We start from the raw sequence: 13,638 nt of genomic DNA on the forward strand, positions 1-13,638 counted from the left end.
CGCGTGGAAGGCCCGGTATGTCAACGGGGAGCGGGCGGCGGTCAGGCCGCCGGCGCCTTCTGGGGGGCCGCGGCGGCCCACTCCAGGACGAGCCGCTGGTACTGCTCGCGCTGCTCGACGCTCAGTGTCCCGCCCGACCGGCGCCACAGGGCCCGGATCTCCTCGTTGACCTCGTCAGCCGATCGCTCGGATGATGGTTCAACAGTGGTGGACATGCTGTGAAGCATACGTCGGCCGACGTGAAGGCGATGTGAGTAATCCCGAGCTAAATGGACATATCAGACAGTGTTGCTGATCACGTCCATCTGCCGGTAAACGTGAGGCTGTTCACATCATCCGCCTGCGAGTGCCGCTTACGGGTACGGACTTCGCCACGGATCACGCCTCGGCCGATCCCAGCACCAGCACGAGGGCAGCCACCACGTCCCGGTGGACGACTTCGTCACCGCGGTGAACGAGCGCAGCCTGCCGTCGGTGAACGCCTGAGCGGCCGCCCGCTGCACCCTGCCGGGCTTCATCGCGCACGAGTCGGCGCGGCAGGGTGGTGTGCGGCCGGAGATCCCGGTCTTCGGGGAGGCACCCCGGTACCAGGCGGGTGCGGGCCGGGTTCCGGAGATCAGGTGCCCGGCTTGCGGCCGTAGACGAAGACGTCGTCGCCCTTCTTCAGCAGCGACCAGTACTTCGTGGCGTCGGTCTTGGTCATGTTGACGCATCCGCGCGAACCCGGGGGGTTCCACATGCTGACGTTCGCCTGGTGGAAGGCCTGGCCGCCGTCGAAGAACTGGGCGTAGGGCATCGGCACGTCGTAGAGGGACGAGACGTGGTCGATGTTGCGCCAGTAGATCTTCTTCAGGCCGGTGCGGGTCTCGTCACCGTCGCGGCCGGTGCGGACCGGGACGGGGCCGTAGACGAGCTTCTTGCCGTCCTGGATCCAGCTCAGCTGGAGGGTGAGGTTCACGCAGGCGATGCGGCCCTTGTTCACCGGACACTTGCCGTCCTTGTTGGGGTTCGTCCCGACGGCCTTCTGCTTCTGCATCAGGTCCATCACGCCCCAGGTGACGGGTCCGGCGTAACCGGCGTTCGGGGAGATGCCGTGCTTGGTCTGGAAGGCCTTGATGGCCTTGCAGTCGGCGGCGGACTGCTTCCCGTCGACCGGCCGGCCGAGGAACTTCTCCACCTGCTTCTGGTACGGGCCGGCCTGCGTGGTGCAGCTCGCGGCCTGCGCCGGCGTGGCGCCGAGCGCGAGCGTGAGCGGCGCCACCAGTCCGGTGATCCCGAGTGCGACGGCGCCCCGTCTGCGTACGTCCCCCATGAGCGGTCCTGCCCTTTCGCGGAAGTGGTCACATGGTTGCGATCCCTGCTCTCTAGACGGGCGGACGGCCGCTTCGGTTGTACGGCCGGCGGCCCTGCGACCGATCGGTGACATTTCGCACAGCGGGGTGACGTCATGGGGCGGCGGGCGGGCCCGGGCGTCTCACCGGTACCCGGTGGTGTCCGCCGGCTTGCCCGGGTCCTGGACCTCGACCAGGTAGCGCCAGGCGTCCGGGCGGCTGCCGTCGAGGTCGGTGAATCCGTACTCGCGGGCCAGACCGCCGCTGGAGAGGGACCGGCCGTTCAGGCGTGCCACGTCCGGATCGGCGGCCAGGGCGGTCACCGCCCGGCCGACGTAGCGGGGGGTCTCCGAGATGGCGAAGTGGGGGACGCGTTCCAGCGCGTCGCGCCAGTTGTCCTCGCTCACCCCGTAGCCGTCCAGCATCAGCTCCGAGCGCAGCCAGCCGGGGGTGAGGGCGACGGCCGTGGCGCCGCGCGGGCCGAGTTCGTGGCCGAGGGCGAAGGCCATGCGCAGCACGGCGGTCTTGGCGAGGTCGTAGAAGAAGTTCACGCGGTAGTGGTCGCGGTTGTAGTCGGCGGTGCCGTCGGTGACCTCGACGACCAGGCCGCCGGGCCGGCGCAGCAGCAGGGGCAGGGCGTGATGGCTGGTCACGACGTGCGTCTCGATCGCGAGGCGCAGCAGGCGCAGTCCGTTGTCGAGGTCGTGCTCCCACAGCGTGGAGTCCCACTCGAAGAGCTTCTCGCCGCCCCAGATGTCGTTGACGAGGACGTCGAGGCGGCCCTGCTCCCGCGCGATGCGGTCGACGAGCGCGCGGACCTGCGCCGGGTCGAGGTGGTCGGTGGGAACCGCGACGCCCTGCCCGCCGGCCGCGGTGACCAGGTCGGCGGTGTCCTCGATGGTCTCCGGGCGGTCGTACTCCGAGCGGCGGGTCCGGGTGCTGCGGCCGGTGACGTAGACGGTGGCGCCGGCCGCGCCGAGTTCGACGGCGATCCCCCGCCCCGCGCCCCGGGTCGCCCCCGCGACCAGTGCGACCTTGCCCTCGAGCTGAGCTGACATGTCCGGCCTCCCGTGCCCTCGACTGTGTGCCGCGTCCAGGGTGACGGGTAAGCCGGACATCTTCTGTCGCCTTTCGGGGCCGACACGCGGTCAGTGGCCCCGGGCGATCCACTCCTGGAGGTGGGGGGCCTCGCCGCCGATGGTCGTCGAGTCGCCGTGCCCGGTGCGGACGGTCGTCCCGGGCGGCAGCGTGAGCAACCGGTCGCGGATGGAGTCGATGATGGTCGGGAAGTGGGAGAAGGACCGGCCGGTGGCGCCGGGCCCGCCCTGGAAGAGCGTGTCGCCGGTGAAGACGGTGCCCAGTCCGGGGGCGTGGAGGCAGACGGCACCGGGTGCGTGCCCGGGCGTGTGGATCACGCGCAGGTCGGCGCCGCCGGTCTCGATCACCTGGCCGTCGACCAGCCAGGCGTCCGGCTCGCGGTCGGGGTGCGTCTGCTGCCACAACGGCAGGTCGTCGTGGTGCAGCCAGATGGTGGCGCCGGTGCGGTCCGCGAGCGCCGGGGCGGCGTCGATGTGGTCGTTGTGGGCGTGCGTGCACACGATCGCGGTCAGCCGGCGGTCGCCGAGGGCGGTGAGGATGGCGTCGGCGTCGTGGGCGGCGTCGATGACGACCGCCTCGTGGTCGTCGCCGACGATCCACACGTTGTTGTCGACGTCCCAGGTGCCGCCGTCGAGGCTGAACTGCCCGGAGGTGACGAGGTGTTCGACGCGCGTCGTCATCACAGCACCACCACCGAGCGCAGCACGTCGCCGTGGTGCATCCGCTCGAACGCCTTCTCCACCTCGTCGAGCCGGATGGTCTCGGTGACGAACGCGCCGAGGTCCAGGCGTCCTTGCAGGTGCAGGTCGATGAGCATGGGGAAGTCCCGGGAGGGCAGGCAGTCGCCGTACCAGGAGGACTTCAGGGCGCCGCCGCGGCCGAAGACGTCCAGCAACGGCAGTTCGAGCTTCATCTCGGGGGTGGGGACGCCGACGAGGACGACGGTGCCGGCCAGGTCGCGGGCGTAGAAGGCCTGCCGGTAGGTCTCCGGGCGGCCGACGGCCTCGATGACCACGTCGGCGCCGAAGCCGCCGGTCAGTTCCCGGATCGCCTCGACGGGGTCGGTCTCGCGGGAGTTGACGGTGTGCGTGGCGCCCATGGACCGGGCGGTTGCGAGCTTGCGGTCGTCGATGTCGACGGCGATGATCGTGCGCGCTCCGGCCAGGCGCGATCCGGCGATGGCCGCGTCGCCGACGCCGCCGCAGCCGATGACGGCCACCGAGTCGCCGCGTCCGACGTCGCCGGTGTTGATGGCGGCTCCGATGCCGGCCATGACGCCGCAGCCGAGCAGTCCGGCCACCTGGGGGGCGACGGCCGGGTCGACCTTGGTGCACTGCCCGGCGGCGACCAGCGTCTTCTCGGCGAAGGCGCCGATGCCCAGGGCCGGGGAGAGTTCGGTGCCCCCGGTGAGGGTCATCTTCTGCCGCGCGTTGTGGGTGTCGAAGCAGTACCAGGGCCGGCCGCGCAGACAGGCCCGGCACTTGCCGCACACCGCACGCCAGTTGAGGATCACGAAGTCGCCGGGTCCGACGTCCGTGACGCCGTCGCCGACCGCCTCGACCACGCCCGCGGCCTCGTGCCCGAGCAGGAAGGGGAAGTCGTCGTTGATGCCGCCCTGCTTGTAGTGCAGGTCCGTGTGGCACACCCCGCAGGCCTGGACGCGGACGACCGCCTCTCCCGGGCCGGGGTCGGGCACCACGATCGTCTCGATCCGCACCGGTTCGTCCTTGCCGGGCGCGATCACACCGCGTACTTCCTGGGCCATGGTGGTGACTCCTTCGTCGGCCGGGTTCGTTCCGTTCCGACCCTACGCGCGACTGATCGGCAAGAGTGCCGATCGGGCGCTCGTGGTCCCGGGAACGGCAGGCCGCCGGGCCGGCGCCGGGCCGTCGGCAGTGGCACGCCGGTGGCGCTCCTGCCGTACGTGTTCGGCCTGTCGTCGCTGCCGTACGTGTTCCGCCTGTCGTCGCCGGTCCGGCAACCTGCTGCTCGGCAACCCGGACGCCGACGAGGACGCCCTCGCGCGCGTGGTGAGGACGACCCGGCCCGACGGGCCGGCGGCCCGGCTGCCGGACGGGCGCGACACGATCGCCGGGCACCGGGGGACGACGCTGTCCGGCGGGGGGCGGCAGCGTCTCGCCATCCCCCGGGCGCTGGTGTGCCGCCTGCGGCTGCCGCCGCTCGACGAGGCGACGTCGCGGCGGGACGCGCTGGAGAGACGGCGCTGCGCGACAGCGTCGCGGATGTGACCGGTTCGACGACGGGCCTCGTCGCCGTCCCTCGGTTGCCGACCGAGACCGTGGCCGACCAGATCGTGGTGAGGCACGCCGGGCGGATCCGCACCGTGGGCACCCATCGCGAGCCGGTGACCGCCGGCCCGCTGTACGCGGAGCCGGCCGCGACGCAGTTCCTGGCGGCGGACTGAGCCGCGGACACGCGTGAGGGCCGCCCCGGGCGGGGCGGCCCTCGCAGGTCCGGGTCGTCAGCGGATGTTCGGGACGAAACCGAACAGCGGGGAGACCAGACCGACGACCTGGTTCAGCTGGTTGAGGTCGTTGAGGCGGTTCAGTCCGGCCAGCTGCGAGGAGGGCCGCAGGATCTCGTCCTTGTGCTCGGCGGGGATGTCGCTCACGGCCAGCGAGTCGAGCGCGGCCATGGGGCTGAGCGGGCTCTTGGCTCCCGTGTCGGCCGCCTGCGCCATCGGCGCGGCGAGACCGGTCACCCCCGCGGCGAGACCAACGGCGGCGACGATACGTCGTGTTGAGATCATGCCTATCGCAACGCCGGCGGGTCCCCGGCGGACACGGGTGATGCGTCCCGCTCACCCGTCAGGCGCAGCGACCCGGGACGTGCCGAGCGCGCCGCGCGGGAGGAGCACCTGCCCCGGGAACAGCGGCCGGGGCACTCGGTCCGGCCTGCGCTCGCGCCAGCGGCCACGGGCCGCCGGATTCAGCCCCGCGGTTCCCACCCCGGTGGCCGCAGGACGGCGAGGAGCTGGCGGACCAGTTCGTCGACGACCTCGTCGAGTGTCGCGTCGACCCAGCCGGCGCTCCAGTCGTGCAGCAGGCCGTTGACGCTGCCGATGAAGGCCGTCGCCGCCAGCCGGTAGTCGCGGGACGCGGCCTCGCCGCGGGCGGCGGCCGCGTCGGCCTCGGCGCAGATGAGGTCGACCCAGCCCGCCCGGCGGGCGAGCCGCTGTTCCTCCAGGCGCGGGCTGACGCCGATGATCTCCACGAACGTGATGCGGATGCGGCGCGGGTCGGCGGTGACGCTGCCCGCGTACGCCCGGAAGATCGCCGTGACGCGCTCGACGAGCGGCAGGTCCGCCGCGCCCGCGGCCGCCTCCAGCACCGCCGCCTCGGCCCAGCCGTTGACCTGCAGGTGCAGCGCGGCGAGCACGTCCTCCAACGTGCGGAATTCCTCGTAGAACTGGCGGGTGGACAGACCGGCCGCCTCGCTGAGCGCCGCGACCGTGGTGGCCCGGTAGCCGGGGGTGTCGCCGAAGAGCCGGAGCGCGGCGTCGAGGAACCGGCGGCGCCGCTCCGCCTGCCGCTCCTCGGCCGTCTTGCCGCCGTAGCGGCCCGTCGGGGTTCTGAGTCTGCCCGGCACCCGCTCTCCTCTCGTGGCCCGCTCACGATTTTGTCGTGTACGCGGTCTTGTGGAGTAGGCCGCCCTTTCCTTACTTTGCAGTAAGTTCACTGTGAAAGCACGCGTGTTCAGATTCCTCACCCCACCGCAGAGGAGGGATCAGCCATGTCCGTCTTCCGACGACGGCACCTGTGCTCCCTGACCGCCGCCCTGGCCCTGACCGCAGCCGTTCCCGCGACCGCCGCGGCGGCGCCCCCGGGTTCGCCCGCCGCACTGCGCGAGGTGATGTTCGTGGGCAACAACTGGGACGGCACCGCCGATGTCATCGCCTCCGGCGGTGACTTCCGGAAGATCGGCCGGATAGACGTCGTCCCCGACAAGGAACAGCGGATGGCGGAGATCAACGCCGATCCGATCAAGTGGATCTACTTCATGGCGATCCGCAACAGCGTCGGCGAGGGCCACGACCAGTTCGTCGACGACATGTACTCCACCCCGGACGGCACGGCGATGGTCGTCTCCCGGCCGAGCTTCGCCGACGTCGTCTCCATCGACCTCGCCTCGGGACGCATCAACTGGCGCTTCCCCGTCTCGGGTTACCGGTCCGACCACATGGCGGTCTCCCCCGACGGCAGACGCGTCGCCGTGTCGGCGTCGACGTCCAACACCGTGCACGTCCTGGACATCGTCTCCGGCAAGGAGCTGGGCAGGTTCGCCACCGGCGACAAGCCGCACGAGAACATCTTCACCCAGGACGGCAAGTACCTCTACAACATGGCGATCGGCGACGTGAACACGCAGACCGACGCACCATGGCTGGACTGGACGAAGGGCGACCGGCGCATCACCGTCGTCGACGCGACGACGTACAAGCAGGTCAAGGTCATCGACATGCGCCCGCAGCTGGACGCGATCGGGCTGAAGGACTTCTCCGACGCGGTCCGGCCCGCCGTGTTCTCGCCGGACGAGTCGAAGCTGTACTTCCAGGTGTCCTTCTTCAACGGCTTCTTCGAGTACGACGTCGCCACCGGGAAGATCGCCCGCACCAAGACGCTGCCGAAGAACCCCGCGACGAGCGACGACCGCACCACGTTCGTCAACGACTCGCGCCACCACGGCATCTCGATGAGTCCCGACGGCAGCAAGCTGTGCGTGGCGGGCACGATGGACGACTACGCCACGGTCGTCGACCGGGCGACCCTCCGGGAGGGCCCGCTGGTCACCGCCGCCAAGCCCTACTGGGCCACGGTCAGCGGCGACGGCAAGTCCTGCGTGGTGTCCGAGAGCGGCACCGACCAGGTCACGGCCATCGACTTCGCCACCGGCAGGAAGGTCGTGTCCGTTCCGGTCGGCGACCATCCGCAGCGGGTGCGTCTCGCCCGTGTCCCGGCCGACTGGACGGGCCCCACGGCCGGGTGACCCCGGAGTCGGCGTGCCCGCGCCGCGTGTCCTGCTCAGCCACCCACCCGGCGCGTCACGTTCAGCGGGTACTTCTCCCTGTTCAGCCCCGAGGCGCTGCGCAGGCTGGCTGCGTACGTCGGGGCGACGGGCAGCCGCCGCACCCGCGCCGAGCGGGCGGCGCGGCCGGCCGCTCGGCGGGGGTGACGGAACGGGAGCCGGCGCGGCTGCGCTCACCGGTGGGACTGGACCTCGGAGCGCGTACGCCGGAGAAGGTGGCGGTGTCCGTCGCCGCCGAGATCGTGGTGCTGCGCTGGGGCGGCAGCGGTGCTCCGCCCCGTGCGACGGAAGGCGCCGTGCATCCGCCCGCCGCCCGCTGAACTCAGTGCGCGGCGCCGCCGGGCTCGCGGCCCCGTGCCGGGATCATCGGCGAGGCGGTGACGGCCGTCCGGGCGCACGGGCCGGCAGCCGGTGCAGCTCCACCTCGCCGAGCCGTCCTGCGGCGACGGTGGCGGTCATGTACGTGCAGTGCGGCTGACGGCGGCGGTCCGTCGGGGAGCCGGGGTTGAGCAACCGCAGGCCGGAGGGGGCCGTGGTGTCCCAGGGGATGTGGCTGTGCCCGAAGACCAGCACGTCGAGGTCGGGGAACCGGGCGGCGCAGCGTGCCTCCCGGCCCTGCCTGGCCCCGGTCTCGTGGACCACCCCGAACCGCACCCCGCCGAGCTCCGCGTACGCCACCTCGGGCAGCCTCGCGCGCACCTCGGGCCCGTCGTTGTTGCCGTACACGGCGACGAGCCGGCGGCAGCGGCCCTCCAGCAGGTCGAGGGTGTCCACGTCGACCCAGTCCCCGGCGTGGAACACGACGTCGGCCCGCGCCAGTTCGTCCAGCAGGGGCGCGGGCAGCACCTTGGCACGCTTGGGCAGATGGGTGTCGGACATGAGCAGCAGACGCACGTGTTCAGCGTACGGCCGCCGCGCGCGGTCCGCCGGGCGGACGGCCGCCGTCCGAACGGGAACCCCGCTTGTGATCGTGGACAGACAGACGGTGCAGCTCAGTTGCCCTGCGGGCTACGCCACGTACGGCGCATGGGAGGCGGTGCGGCTCGACGACGAGACCCGGCACGCGGTGTTCCTCTCGGAGGGCCTGGAGCACGCCTTCATGGGCATCGCATGGCCCGAGGGCATCACACCGCTGCTGTCTCCACCGAGGACGAGCAGGCGCCGACCCTCGCGGAGGCGGAGCGCCAGGGACTGCTGCCGTCGTACGAGTTGTGTGGCGTACTGCGAGCACCTGCGGCGCCGGAACGCCTAGGGTCCCTGAACCTGCCCGAGCGGGCGGGAACACCGCGTCCGCACAGGCCACAGGCCCGGACGCGCGCGGCGTCCGGGCCTGTGGCATGCCGGCCAGGTTCAGCGGCTGACGCCGACCTGCTCCAGCGCGCGGCGCAGGGGCTCCCAGCCGATCCTGCGGGGCAGGCCGCGGTTGCGGGCCTGGGCGAGCGGACCCCAGAAGCCCGCCTCCAGCAGCGCCTCCGGGCGGACCGCACCGGCCCGCTCCAGGATCGCCTCGGGCACCTTCTGCGGGTCGGGCACCTTGTACTCGGCCATGATCTCGTCGTACTTGTCGTGCAGCACCCGGTTCTCCGGGTCGGCGCCGAAGACGACGAGCTGGCCGGTCGGGGCGGTGTCCACCAGGACGGTGACCAGGTCGGGGCGGTAGCGCGCCAGCACCTCGGTGATCTTGTACACGTCACCGGTCCAGGCGTCGGTGTGCCGGTCCCGGGCCGCCTCGTCGACGCTGCGCGGCAGCATGTCGTCCAGGACGATCACGCTGGACCAGTCCGAGTGCTTCTCGACGTTCATGAAGTCGCGCAGCGCGAACTCGAACAGGTGCATGCCGTCGATGAAGGACAGGTCGAGCGTGGTGCGGCGCCAGTGACCGATCGGGCTGCGGCCGCGGCGCAGGTTGCGCAGCGGGTGCCGGCCGCCCTTGAGGTGCTGCAGCGGGTTGTCCCGCGCGAAGAAGTCGTCGCTGGTGGCCTTCACCAGGTGGACGTCGCACCGCAGTTCCGAGACCACCTTGAATGCGGGGTCGATCGCGATGCTGGGCACGCGGGACAGCGTCAGGCTGCGCCCGTCGTTGACGCCGATCTCCAGGTAGTTGCGGTTGGCGCTGACCTTGTGCAGTTCCCGGAGGAACTCATGGCGTTTCACGAGGGAGACCTTCCTTGCGGATGCGGGGCAGTGCTTCGTGCAGGGCGGAGCGCCAGTCGCGCGGCCGGGGCAGGCCGATCTCCGGCCACCGGTGGTGTGCGAGGGCGCTGTACGCGGGGCGGGGCGCGGGCCGCGGGAAGGCCGCGCTGCTGGTGGGGCGCACCCGGTCGGGGTCGGCGCCGATGAGGGAGAACACCTCGCGCGCCAGCTCGTACCAGCTGGCCTCGCCGGAGTTCGTGGCGTGGAAGACGCCGTGCGCACCGGGGCCGAGCCGGGTGCCGAGATCGGCTATCCGCTCGGCGACGTCGGCGCTCCAGGTGGGCTGCCCACGCTGGTCGTCGACGACGTCGAGGGTGTCGCGGCGGGACTCCAGCTCGATCATGGTGCGGACGAAGTTGCGGCCGTGTGCGCCGTAGAGCCAGGCCGTGCGCACGACGGCGCTCGCGCCGGGAAGTTCCTCCAGCACGGCCTGCTCCCCGGCCAGCTTCGTGCGGCCGTAGGCGGTGCGCGCCCCCGTCGGATGGTCCTCCGGGTAGGGGGTGGTGCGGGCGACTCCGGAGAAGACGTAGTCCGTGGAGACGTGGATCAAACGTGCGCCGTGCGCGGCGCAGGCCCGGGCCAGCAGGCGCGGGCCGTCGCCGTTGATCTCCAGGGCGCGGGCCTCGTCGGTCTCGGCGTCGTCGACGGCCGTGTACGCGGCGCAGTTCACGACCACGCCGGGCCCGTGCTCGCGCACCGCCGCGTCGACGGCACCCGGGTTCGTGACGTCGAGGGCGGTGCGGTCGAGGCCGGTCACGGTCTGCCCGCGCCGGGCCAGTTCCTCGACGACGTCCCGGCCGAGCATGCCGCCCGCGCCGGTCACCAGCCACCTCATGCCCGCTCCTGGGCGACGCGCCGCTTCAGCGGCTCCCACCAGGCTCGGTTGTCCCGGTACCAGGCGACGGTCTCGGCGAGGCCTGTGGTGACGTCGTGGCGGGGGCGGTAGCCCAGTTCGTCACGGGCCTTGGACCAGTCGACGGAGCAGCGCAGGTCGTGGCCCTTGCGGTCCTCGACGTACTCGACCCGGTCCGGCTCCAACCCGCAGAACAGCACGGCCTTGTCGGCCACGGGCACGAGTCGTCCGGCCGACGTGTGGGTGATCGGCCTCAGCCGTGTTCCTGCGCCACCGGACAGCACGAGAGCCTTCATTGGGCTCACCTTAGTCGTGATCCGGCGGATGTGAACATCACTTCAACGGGTTGCCGACGTGCTCCGTTGCCCGGATCGTCATCGTGCGTTCGTCCGGTGGGGGGTCAGTCCTCACCCCGGACTATGTTCCACTCCGGGCCGGAACGGGCGCTTCCGGCCGTGGCCCGGTCCTCGACGGCGGGCAGGCAGGTGCGCACCGGGCTCCTGCCGCGCAGGCGGCGCGCCTGCGACCAGCCGGTCTCGGGGCGTCGGAGGGCCGACTGGTCGGGGAGGTCCATGCACGTCACGGCTCATCATCTTCCTTCTGCTTCCGCTCCCCTCCGGGTGTCCCGGGACGAACCGGGCAAACACCCGCGGTCACCGGCGGGGCGGTGACATACCCGACTCCCCTGCCGCGGGCGGCCTTTGCCCCTGCCGCGCACCCTCGTCCCGTACGGCCCGGCACCCGCCGCGCGTACCCCGCGCACACGACGGCGGCCCCGCGCACGTGTAGGTGCCGGGACCGCCGGGGAGGGCCGCCGCGATCAGGTGTTGGGGCGCGCGGCGCTGATGTCGCCGAGTGCCGACTCCGGATCGCGTTCCATCGCCAGGTCGCCCAGGGAGACGATGCCCACCGGGTGGCCCTGGTCGACGACCGGGACGCGGCGGACCGAGTGCTCGCGCATCAGCTCCACGGCGTGGCCGAGGTCGTCGTCGGCGGTGACGGTGACCAGGTCGTCGCTGCACGCGCCGGCCACGGTGGTCTGCTCCGGATCGCCCCCCTGGCAGATCGACCTCACCACGAGGTCCCGGTCGGTGACCAGGCCCTTCAGGTCGTCGCCGTCGCTCACCAGGACGACGCCGAGGTCCTCGTCGCGCATGATGCGCGCCACCTCGGCGACGGAGGTCTGCGGCTCGACGGTGACCGGATCGCTGGTCATGATGTCGCGGACGTGCTGAGCCATGACGTTCCTCTTTCCTCGGCTCGTGCGGTGTTCCCCGTCCTTGTGGCGGCGGGTACCCGGTGGCCCCGTTCCCTCACCAGCCGCGGGCCGCTTCCAGCAGCCGGTCGCGCACGAGGGCGACGTGCGGGTTGCCCGGGGTCCCGGGCCGCTGGACGAGGAATCCGGTGTTGATCGGCGGGTCCTCGGGGGCGTCGAGCAGGACCAGTGCGCCGCCGGCCAGCTCGGCGGCGCACAGGTAACGCGGCAGCACGCTGAAGCCGGCTCCCGCCGCGACCAGGGCGAGGACGGCCCTCAGGTCCGGCGCGGAGACGGCGGCGCGGCCGTTCAGACGACGGCCGAAGACGTGCCGCCAGTAGCGGCGCACGATGGGCAGGTCCTCGGCGTACGCGATCAGCGGGACGTCCTGAAGGGCGACGGGTCCCTCGGCGGCCAGGCGCTCCCGGACGCGGTCGGCCCAGACGGGCGCGGCGACCAGGACGAACTCCTCGTCCGTCAGCGGCACCGCCGACAGGGTGCGGCCGCGCGGCCGGGTGGTGGAGACGACGAGGTCGTGGCGTCCGGCCCGCAGCTCCTCGAGCAGCGGCTCGGTCAGGCCCGTGGTGACGCGCAGCCGCACCCCGCCGGTGACGAGGGGGGCCAGGGCGGGCAGGGCCCGGGTGGCCAGCAGTTCGGCGGGACCGGCCAGGTGGACCGGTTCCGCCGTCGCGGCCGGCCGCGGCCCGTGCCCGGTGGCCTCGGCGAGCGCGTCGAGCGGGGCGGCGACGCGGGCCGCGAGTTCGTGCGCCACCGCGGTGGGGGCGACCCCGCGGTGCAGGCGCTCGAACAGCTCCCTGCCGGTCTGCCGCTCCAGCGAGCGGATCTGGGTGGTGACGGTCGGCTGGGACAGGCCGAGCAGCTGTCCGGCGGCCGTGAAGGAGCCGGACCGGTAGACGGCCAGGAAGGTGCGCAGGAGGTTCAGGTCGGGCTGTGCGGGCGCACCGGCCGCGCCGAGGGTGCCGAGGGGCTTCACGAGCCCCCACGATACCGCCCGCTGCCATGCGAAACCCTATGGCTGCCATTGGCCGATCCATTGGAAGACCAAGGGGCAAGGGTCGTACGGTCGTCACCGTCCGAGTCATCGCCGCACTGCCCGACCGCGGCCCGTTCTCACGGAGATCCACCCATGTCGAAGATCCTCTTCGTCGTCACCGGCGCCGACACCCTGACCCTGGCCGACGGCACCGCCCACCCCACCGGGTTCTGGGCCGAGGAGTTCGTCGCCCCCTACGAGGCGTTCCGGGCCGCCGGCCACGAGGTCGTCGTGGCCACGCCCGGCGGTGTCGTGCCCACCGTCGACCGCGCCTCGCTCGCACCGGAGATGAACGGCGGCCGGGAGAACGCCGACCGGATCACCGCGGCGGTCGAGTCCTCCCCCGAGCTGCGCCACCCCCTGCGGCTGGAGGACGTCCGGCTGGAGGAGTACGCGGCCGTCTTCTACCCCGGCGGCCACGGTCCGATGGAGGACCTGGCGGTGAACGCCGACTCCGGCCGGCTGCTCGCCCGTGCCCTGGAGTCGGGCCTGCCGCTCGGCGTGGTCTGCCACGGGCCGGCCGCGCTGCTGGCCGCCGTCGGGCCGGACGGGGGGAACGTGTTCGCCGGTTACGAGGTCGCGGCGTTCACCGACGCCGAGGAGATCCAGGGCGGTCTGGCCGACCGTGCGCCCTGGCTGCTCCAGCAGCGCCTCACCGAGGCCGGCGTGCTCGTCCGAGCCGGTGAGCCCTGGGCCCCGCACGTGGTCACCGACCGCAACCTGGTCACCGGCCAGAACCCGGCGTCCTCCGCGCCGCTGGCGCAGGAACTGCTCGCGCGGCTGGGCTGACCGGCGCGGCCCGGGGCGC

The 13,638-nt window shown here is 72.4% G+C and carries 15 protein-coding genes and 5 pseudogenes; 6 read left to right on the forward strand and 14 right to left on the reverse strand.

Going from position 1 to position 13,638, the window contains the following annotated elements; all coding sequences use genetic code 11:
• Window positions 1-41: 41 nt before the first annotated feature.
• A complete protein-coding gene (locus Q5694_RS14215; protein WP_333933234.1) occupies window positions 42-227 on the reverse strand; it encodes a hypothetical protein in 186 nt (61 codons plus the stop codon).
• Between the two features lie 178 nt (window positions 228-405).
• On the opposite strand from Q5694_RS14215, the pseudogene Q5694_RS14220 reads away from it, so the two are divergent.
• Window positions 406-582: pseudogene (locus Q5694_RS14220) on the forward strand (gfo/Idh/MocA family oxidoreductase); the annotation flags it as partial.
• Between the two features lie 34 nt (window positions 583-616).
• On the opposite strand, the gene Q5694_RS14225 reads toward Q5694_RS14220, so the two are convergent.
• From Q5694_RS14225 to Q5694_RS14240, 4 genes are all read right to left on the reverse strand, one after another.
• Window positions 617-1,312: a L,D-transpeptidase family protein gene (locus tag Q5694_RS14225; protein WP_333933236.1), complete on the reverse strand. Its 696-nt coding sequence runs from the start codon at window positions 1,310-1,312 to the stop codon at window positions 617-619.
• A gap of 162 nt (window positions 1,313-1,474) precedes the next feature.
• Window positions 1,475-2,389: an SDR family oxidoreductase gene (locus Q5694_RS14230; RefSeq protein ID WP_333933238.1), complete on the reverse strand. Its 915-nt coding sequence runs from the start codon at window positions 2,387-2,389 to the stop codon at window positions 1,475-1,477.
• Between the two features lie 90 nt (window positions 2,390-2,479).
• Entirely contained in the window at window positions 2,480-3,109 is a 630-nt protein-coding gene (locus Q5694_RS14235; protein ID WP_333933239.1) for an MBL fold metallo-hydrolase, read from the reverse strand.
• Window positions 3,109-4,194, reverse strand: coding sequence for an S-(hydroxymethyl)mycothiol dehydrogenase (locus Q5694_RS14240; RefSeq protein WP_333933240.1), 1,086 nt, complete (start codon window positions 4,192-4,194; stop codon window positions 3,109-3,111). Before Q5694_RS14240 ends, Q5694_RS14235 begins: the two co-directional genes overlap by 1 nt.
• Window positions 4,195-4,408: 214 nt before the next feature.
• On the opposite strand from Q5694_RS14240, the pseudogene Q5694_RS14245 reads away from it, so the two are divergent.
• Window positions 4,409-4,854 (forward strand): annotated as a pseudogene (locus Q5694_RS14245) (ATP-binding cassette domain-containing protein); the annotation flags it as partial.
• Window positions 4,855-4,911: 57 nt separating this feature from the next.
• Here Q5694_RS14245 and Q5694_RS14250 read toward each other — a convergent pair.
• Window positions 4,912-5,199 (reverse strand): hypothetical protein, encoded by a 288-nt coding sequence (locus tag Q5694_RS14250; RefSeq protein ID WP_333933241.1) that lies wholly within the window; start codon window positions 5,197-5,199, stop codon window positions 4,912-4,914.
• A gap of 179 nt (window positions 5,200-5,378) precedes the next feature.
• Window positions 5,379-6,038, reverse strand: coding sequence for a TetR/AcrR family transcriptional regulator (locus tag Q5694_RS14255; RefSeq protein ID WP_333933242.1), 660 nt, complete (start codon window positions 6,036-6,038; stop codon window positions 5,379-5,381).
• 144 nt (window positions 6,039-6,182) lie between these two features.
• On the opposite strand from Q5694_RS14255, the gene Q5694_RS14260 reads away from it, so the two are divergent.
• Both Q5694_RS14260 and Q5694_RS14265 read left to right on the forward strand, forming a co-directional pair.
• A complete protein-coding gene (locus tag Q5694_RS14260; protein WP_333933244.1) occupies window positions 6,183-7,436 on the forward strand; it encodes a YncE family protein in 1,254 nt (417 codons plus the stop codon).
• Window positions 7,437-7,526: 90 nt separating this feature from the next.
• Window positions 7,527-7,795 (forward strand): annotated as a pseudogene (locus Q5694_RS14265) (XdhC family protein); the annotation flags it as partial.
• Between the two features lie 43 nt (window positions 7,796-7,838).
• Here Q5694_RS14265 and Q5694_RS14270 read toward each other — a convergent pair.
• Window positions 7,839-8,369 (reverse strand): metallophosphoesterase family protein, encoded by a 531-nt coding sequence (locus Q5694_RS14270; protein ID WP_333933245.1) that lies wholly within the window; start codon window positions 8,367-8,369, stop codon window positions 7,839-7,841.
• A 112-nt stretch (window positions 8,370-8,481) separates the two neighbouring features.
• Here Q5694_RS14270 and Q5694_RS14275 point away from each other — a divergent pair.
• Window positions 8,482-8,702: pseudogene (locus Q5694_RS14275) on the forward strand (dTDP-4-dehydrorhamnose 3,5-epimerase); the annotation flags it as partial.
• Between the two features lie 123 nt (window positions 8,703-8,825).
• On the opposite strand, the gene Q5694_RS14280 reads toward Q5694_RS14275, so the two are convergent.
• The 6 genes and pseudogenes from Q5694_RS14280 to Q5694_RS14305 all read right to left on the reverse strand — a co-directional run bounded on the left by Q5694_RS14280 (window position 8,826) and on the right by Q5694_RS14305 (window position 12,770).
• On the reverse strand, window positions 8,826-9,629 hold the full coding sequence (locus Q5694_RS14280) for a class I SAM-dependent methyltransferase (RefSeq protein WP_333933246.1): 804 nt from the start codon (window positions 9,627-9,629) through the stop codon (window positions 8,826-8,828).
• Window positions 9,616-10,503: a dTDP-4-dehydrorhamnose reductase gene (gene rfbD / locus Q5694_RS14285; RefSeq protein ID WP_333933247.1), complete on the reverse strand. Its 888-nt coding sequence runs from the start codon at window positions 10,501-10,503 to the stop codon at window positions 9,616-9,618. The genes Q5694_RS14280 and rfbD overlap by 14 nt, the downstream gene beginning before the upstream one ends.
• Window positions 10,500-10,847 (reverse strand): annotated as a pseudogene (locus tag Q5694_RS14290) (sugar phosphate nucleotidyltransferase); the annotation flags it as partial. The pseudogene Q5694_RS14290 and the gene rfbD, both read right to left, overlap by 4 nt.
• Before the next feature lie 74 nt (window positions 10,848-10,921).
• Window positions 10,922-11,104, reverse strand: coding sequence for a hypothetical protein (locus tag Q5694_RS14295; protein WP_333933310.1), 183 nt, complete (start codon window positions 11,102-11,104; stop codon window positions 10,922-10,924).
• A 237-nt stretch (window positions 11,105-11,341) separates the two neighbouring features.
• The gene (locus Q5694_RS14300) at window positions 11,342-11,761 is read right to left on the reverse strand and encodes a CBS domain-containing protein (RefSeq protein WP_333933248.1); all 420 of its coding nucleotides are present in this window, start codon (window positions 11,759-11,761) and stop codon (window positions 11,342-11,344) included.
• A 73-nt stretch (window positions 11,762-11,834) separates the two neighbouring features.
• Entirely contained in the window at window positions 11,835-12,770 is a 936-nt protein-coding gene (locus tag Q5694_RS14305; RefSeq protein ID WP_333933249.1) for a LysR family transcriptional regulator, read from the reverse strand.
• Between the two features lie 153 nt (window positions 12,771-12,923).
• On the opposite strand from Q5694_RS14305, the gene Q5694_RS14310 reads away from it, so the two are divergent.
• Window positions 12,924-13,619: a type 1 glutamine amidotransferase domain-containing protein gene (locus Q5694_RS14310; protein WP_333933250.1), complete on the forward strand. Its 696-nt coding sequence runs from the start codon at window positions 12,924-12,926 to the stop codon at window positions 13,617-13,619.
• The last annotated feature ends 19 nt before the right edge of the window (window positions 13,620-13,638 follow it).

This window comes from Streptomyces sp. AHA2, assembly GCF_036857595.1.
GTDB lineage: Bacteria > Actinomycetota > Actinomycetes > Streptomycetales > Streptomycetaceae > Streptomyces.

Bases quoted from the DNA above. Each gene is read 5' to 3' on its own strand.
- Q5694_RS14240 (WP_333933240.1), bottom strand. From the start codon at position 4,194: ATGGCCCAGGAAGTACGCGGTGTGATCGCGCCCGGCAAGGACGAACCG.
- Q5694_RS14225 (WP_333933236.1), bottom strand. From the start codon at position 1,312: ATGGGGGACGTACGCAGACGGGGCGCCGTCGCACTCGGGATCACCGGA.
- Q5694_RS14230 (WP_333933238.1), bottom strand. From the start codon at position 2,389: ATGTCAGCTCAGCTCGAGGGCAAGGTCGCACTGGTCGCGGGGGCGACC.
- Q5694_RS14300 (WP_333933248.1), bottom strand. From the start codon at position 11,761: ATGGCTCAGCACGTCCGCGACATCATGACCAGCGATCCGGTCACCGTC.
- Q5694_RS14250 (WP_333933241.1), bottom strand. From the start codon at position 5,199: ATGATCTCAACACGACGTATCGTCGCCGCCGTTGGTCTCGCCGCGGGG.
- Q5694_RS14235 (WP_333933239.1), bottom strand. From the start codon at position 3,109: ATGACGACGCGCGTCGAACACCTCGTCACCTCCGGGCAGTTCAGCCTC.
- Q5694_RS14215 (WP_333933234.1), bottom strand. From the start codon at position 227: ATGCTTCACAGCATGTCCACCACTGTTGAACCATCATCCGAGCGATCG.
- rfbD (WP_333933247.1), bottom strand. From the start codon at position 10,503: ATGAGGTGGCTGGTGACCGGCGCGGGCGGCATGCTCGGCCGGGACGTC.
- Q5694_RS14310 (WP_333933250.1), top strand. From the start codon at position 12,924: ATGTCGAAGATCCTCTTCGTCGTCACCGGCGCCGACACCCTGACCCTG.
- Q5694_RS14260 (WP_333933244.1), top strand. From the start codon at position 6,183: ATGTCCGTCTTCCGACGACGGCACCTGTGCTCCCTGACCGCCGCCCTG.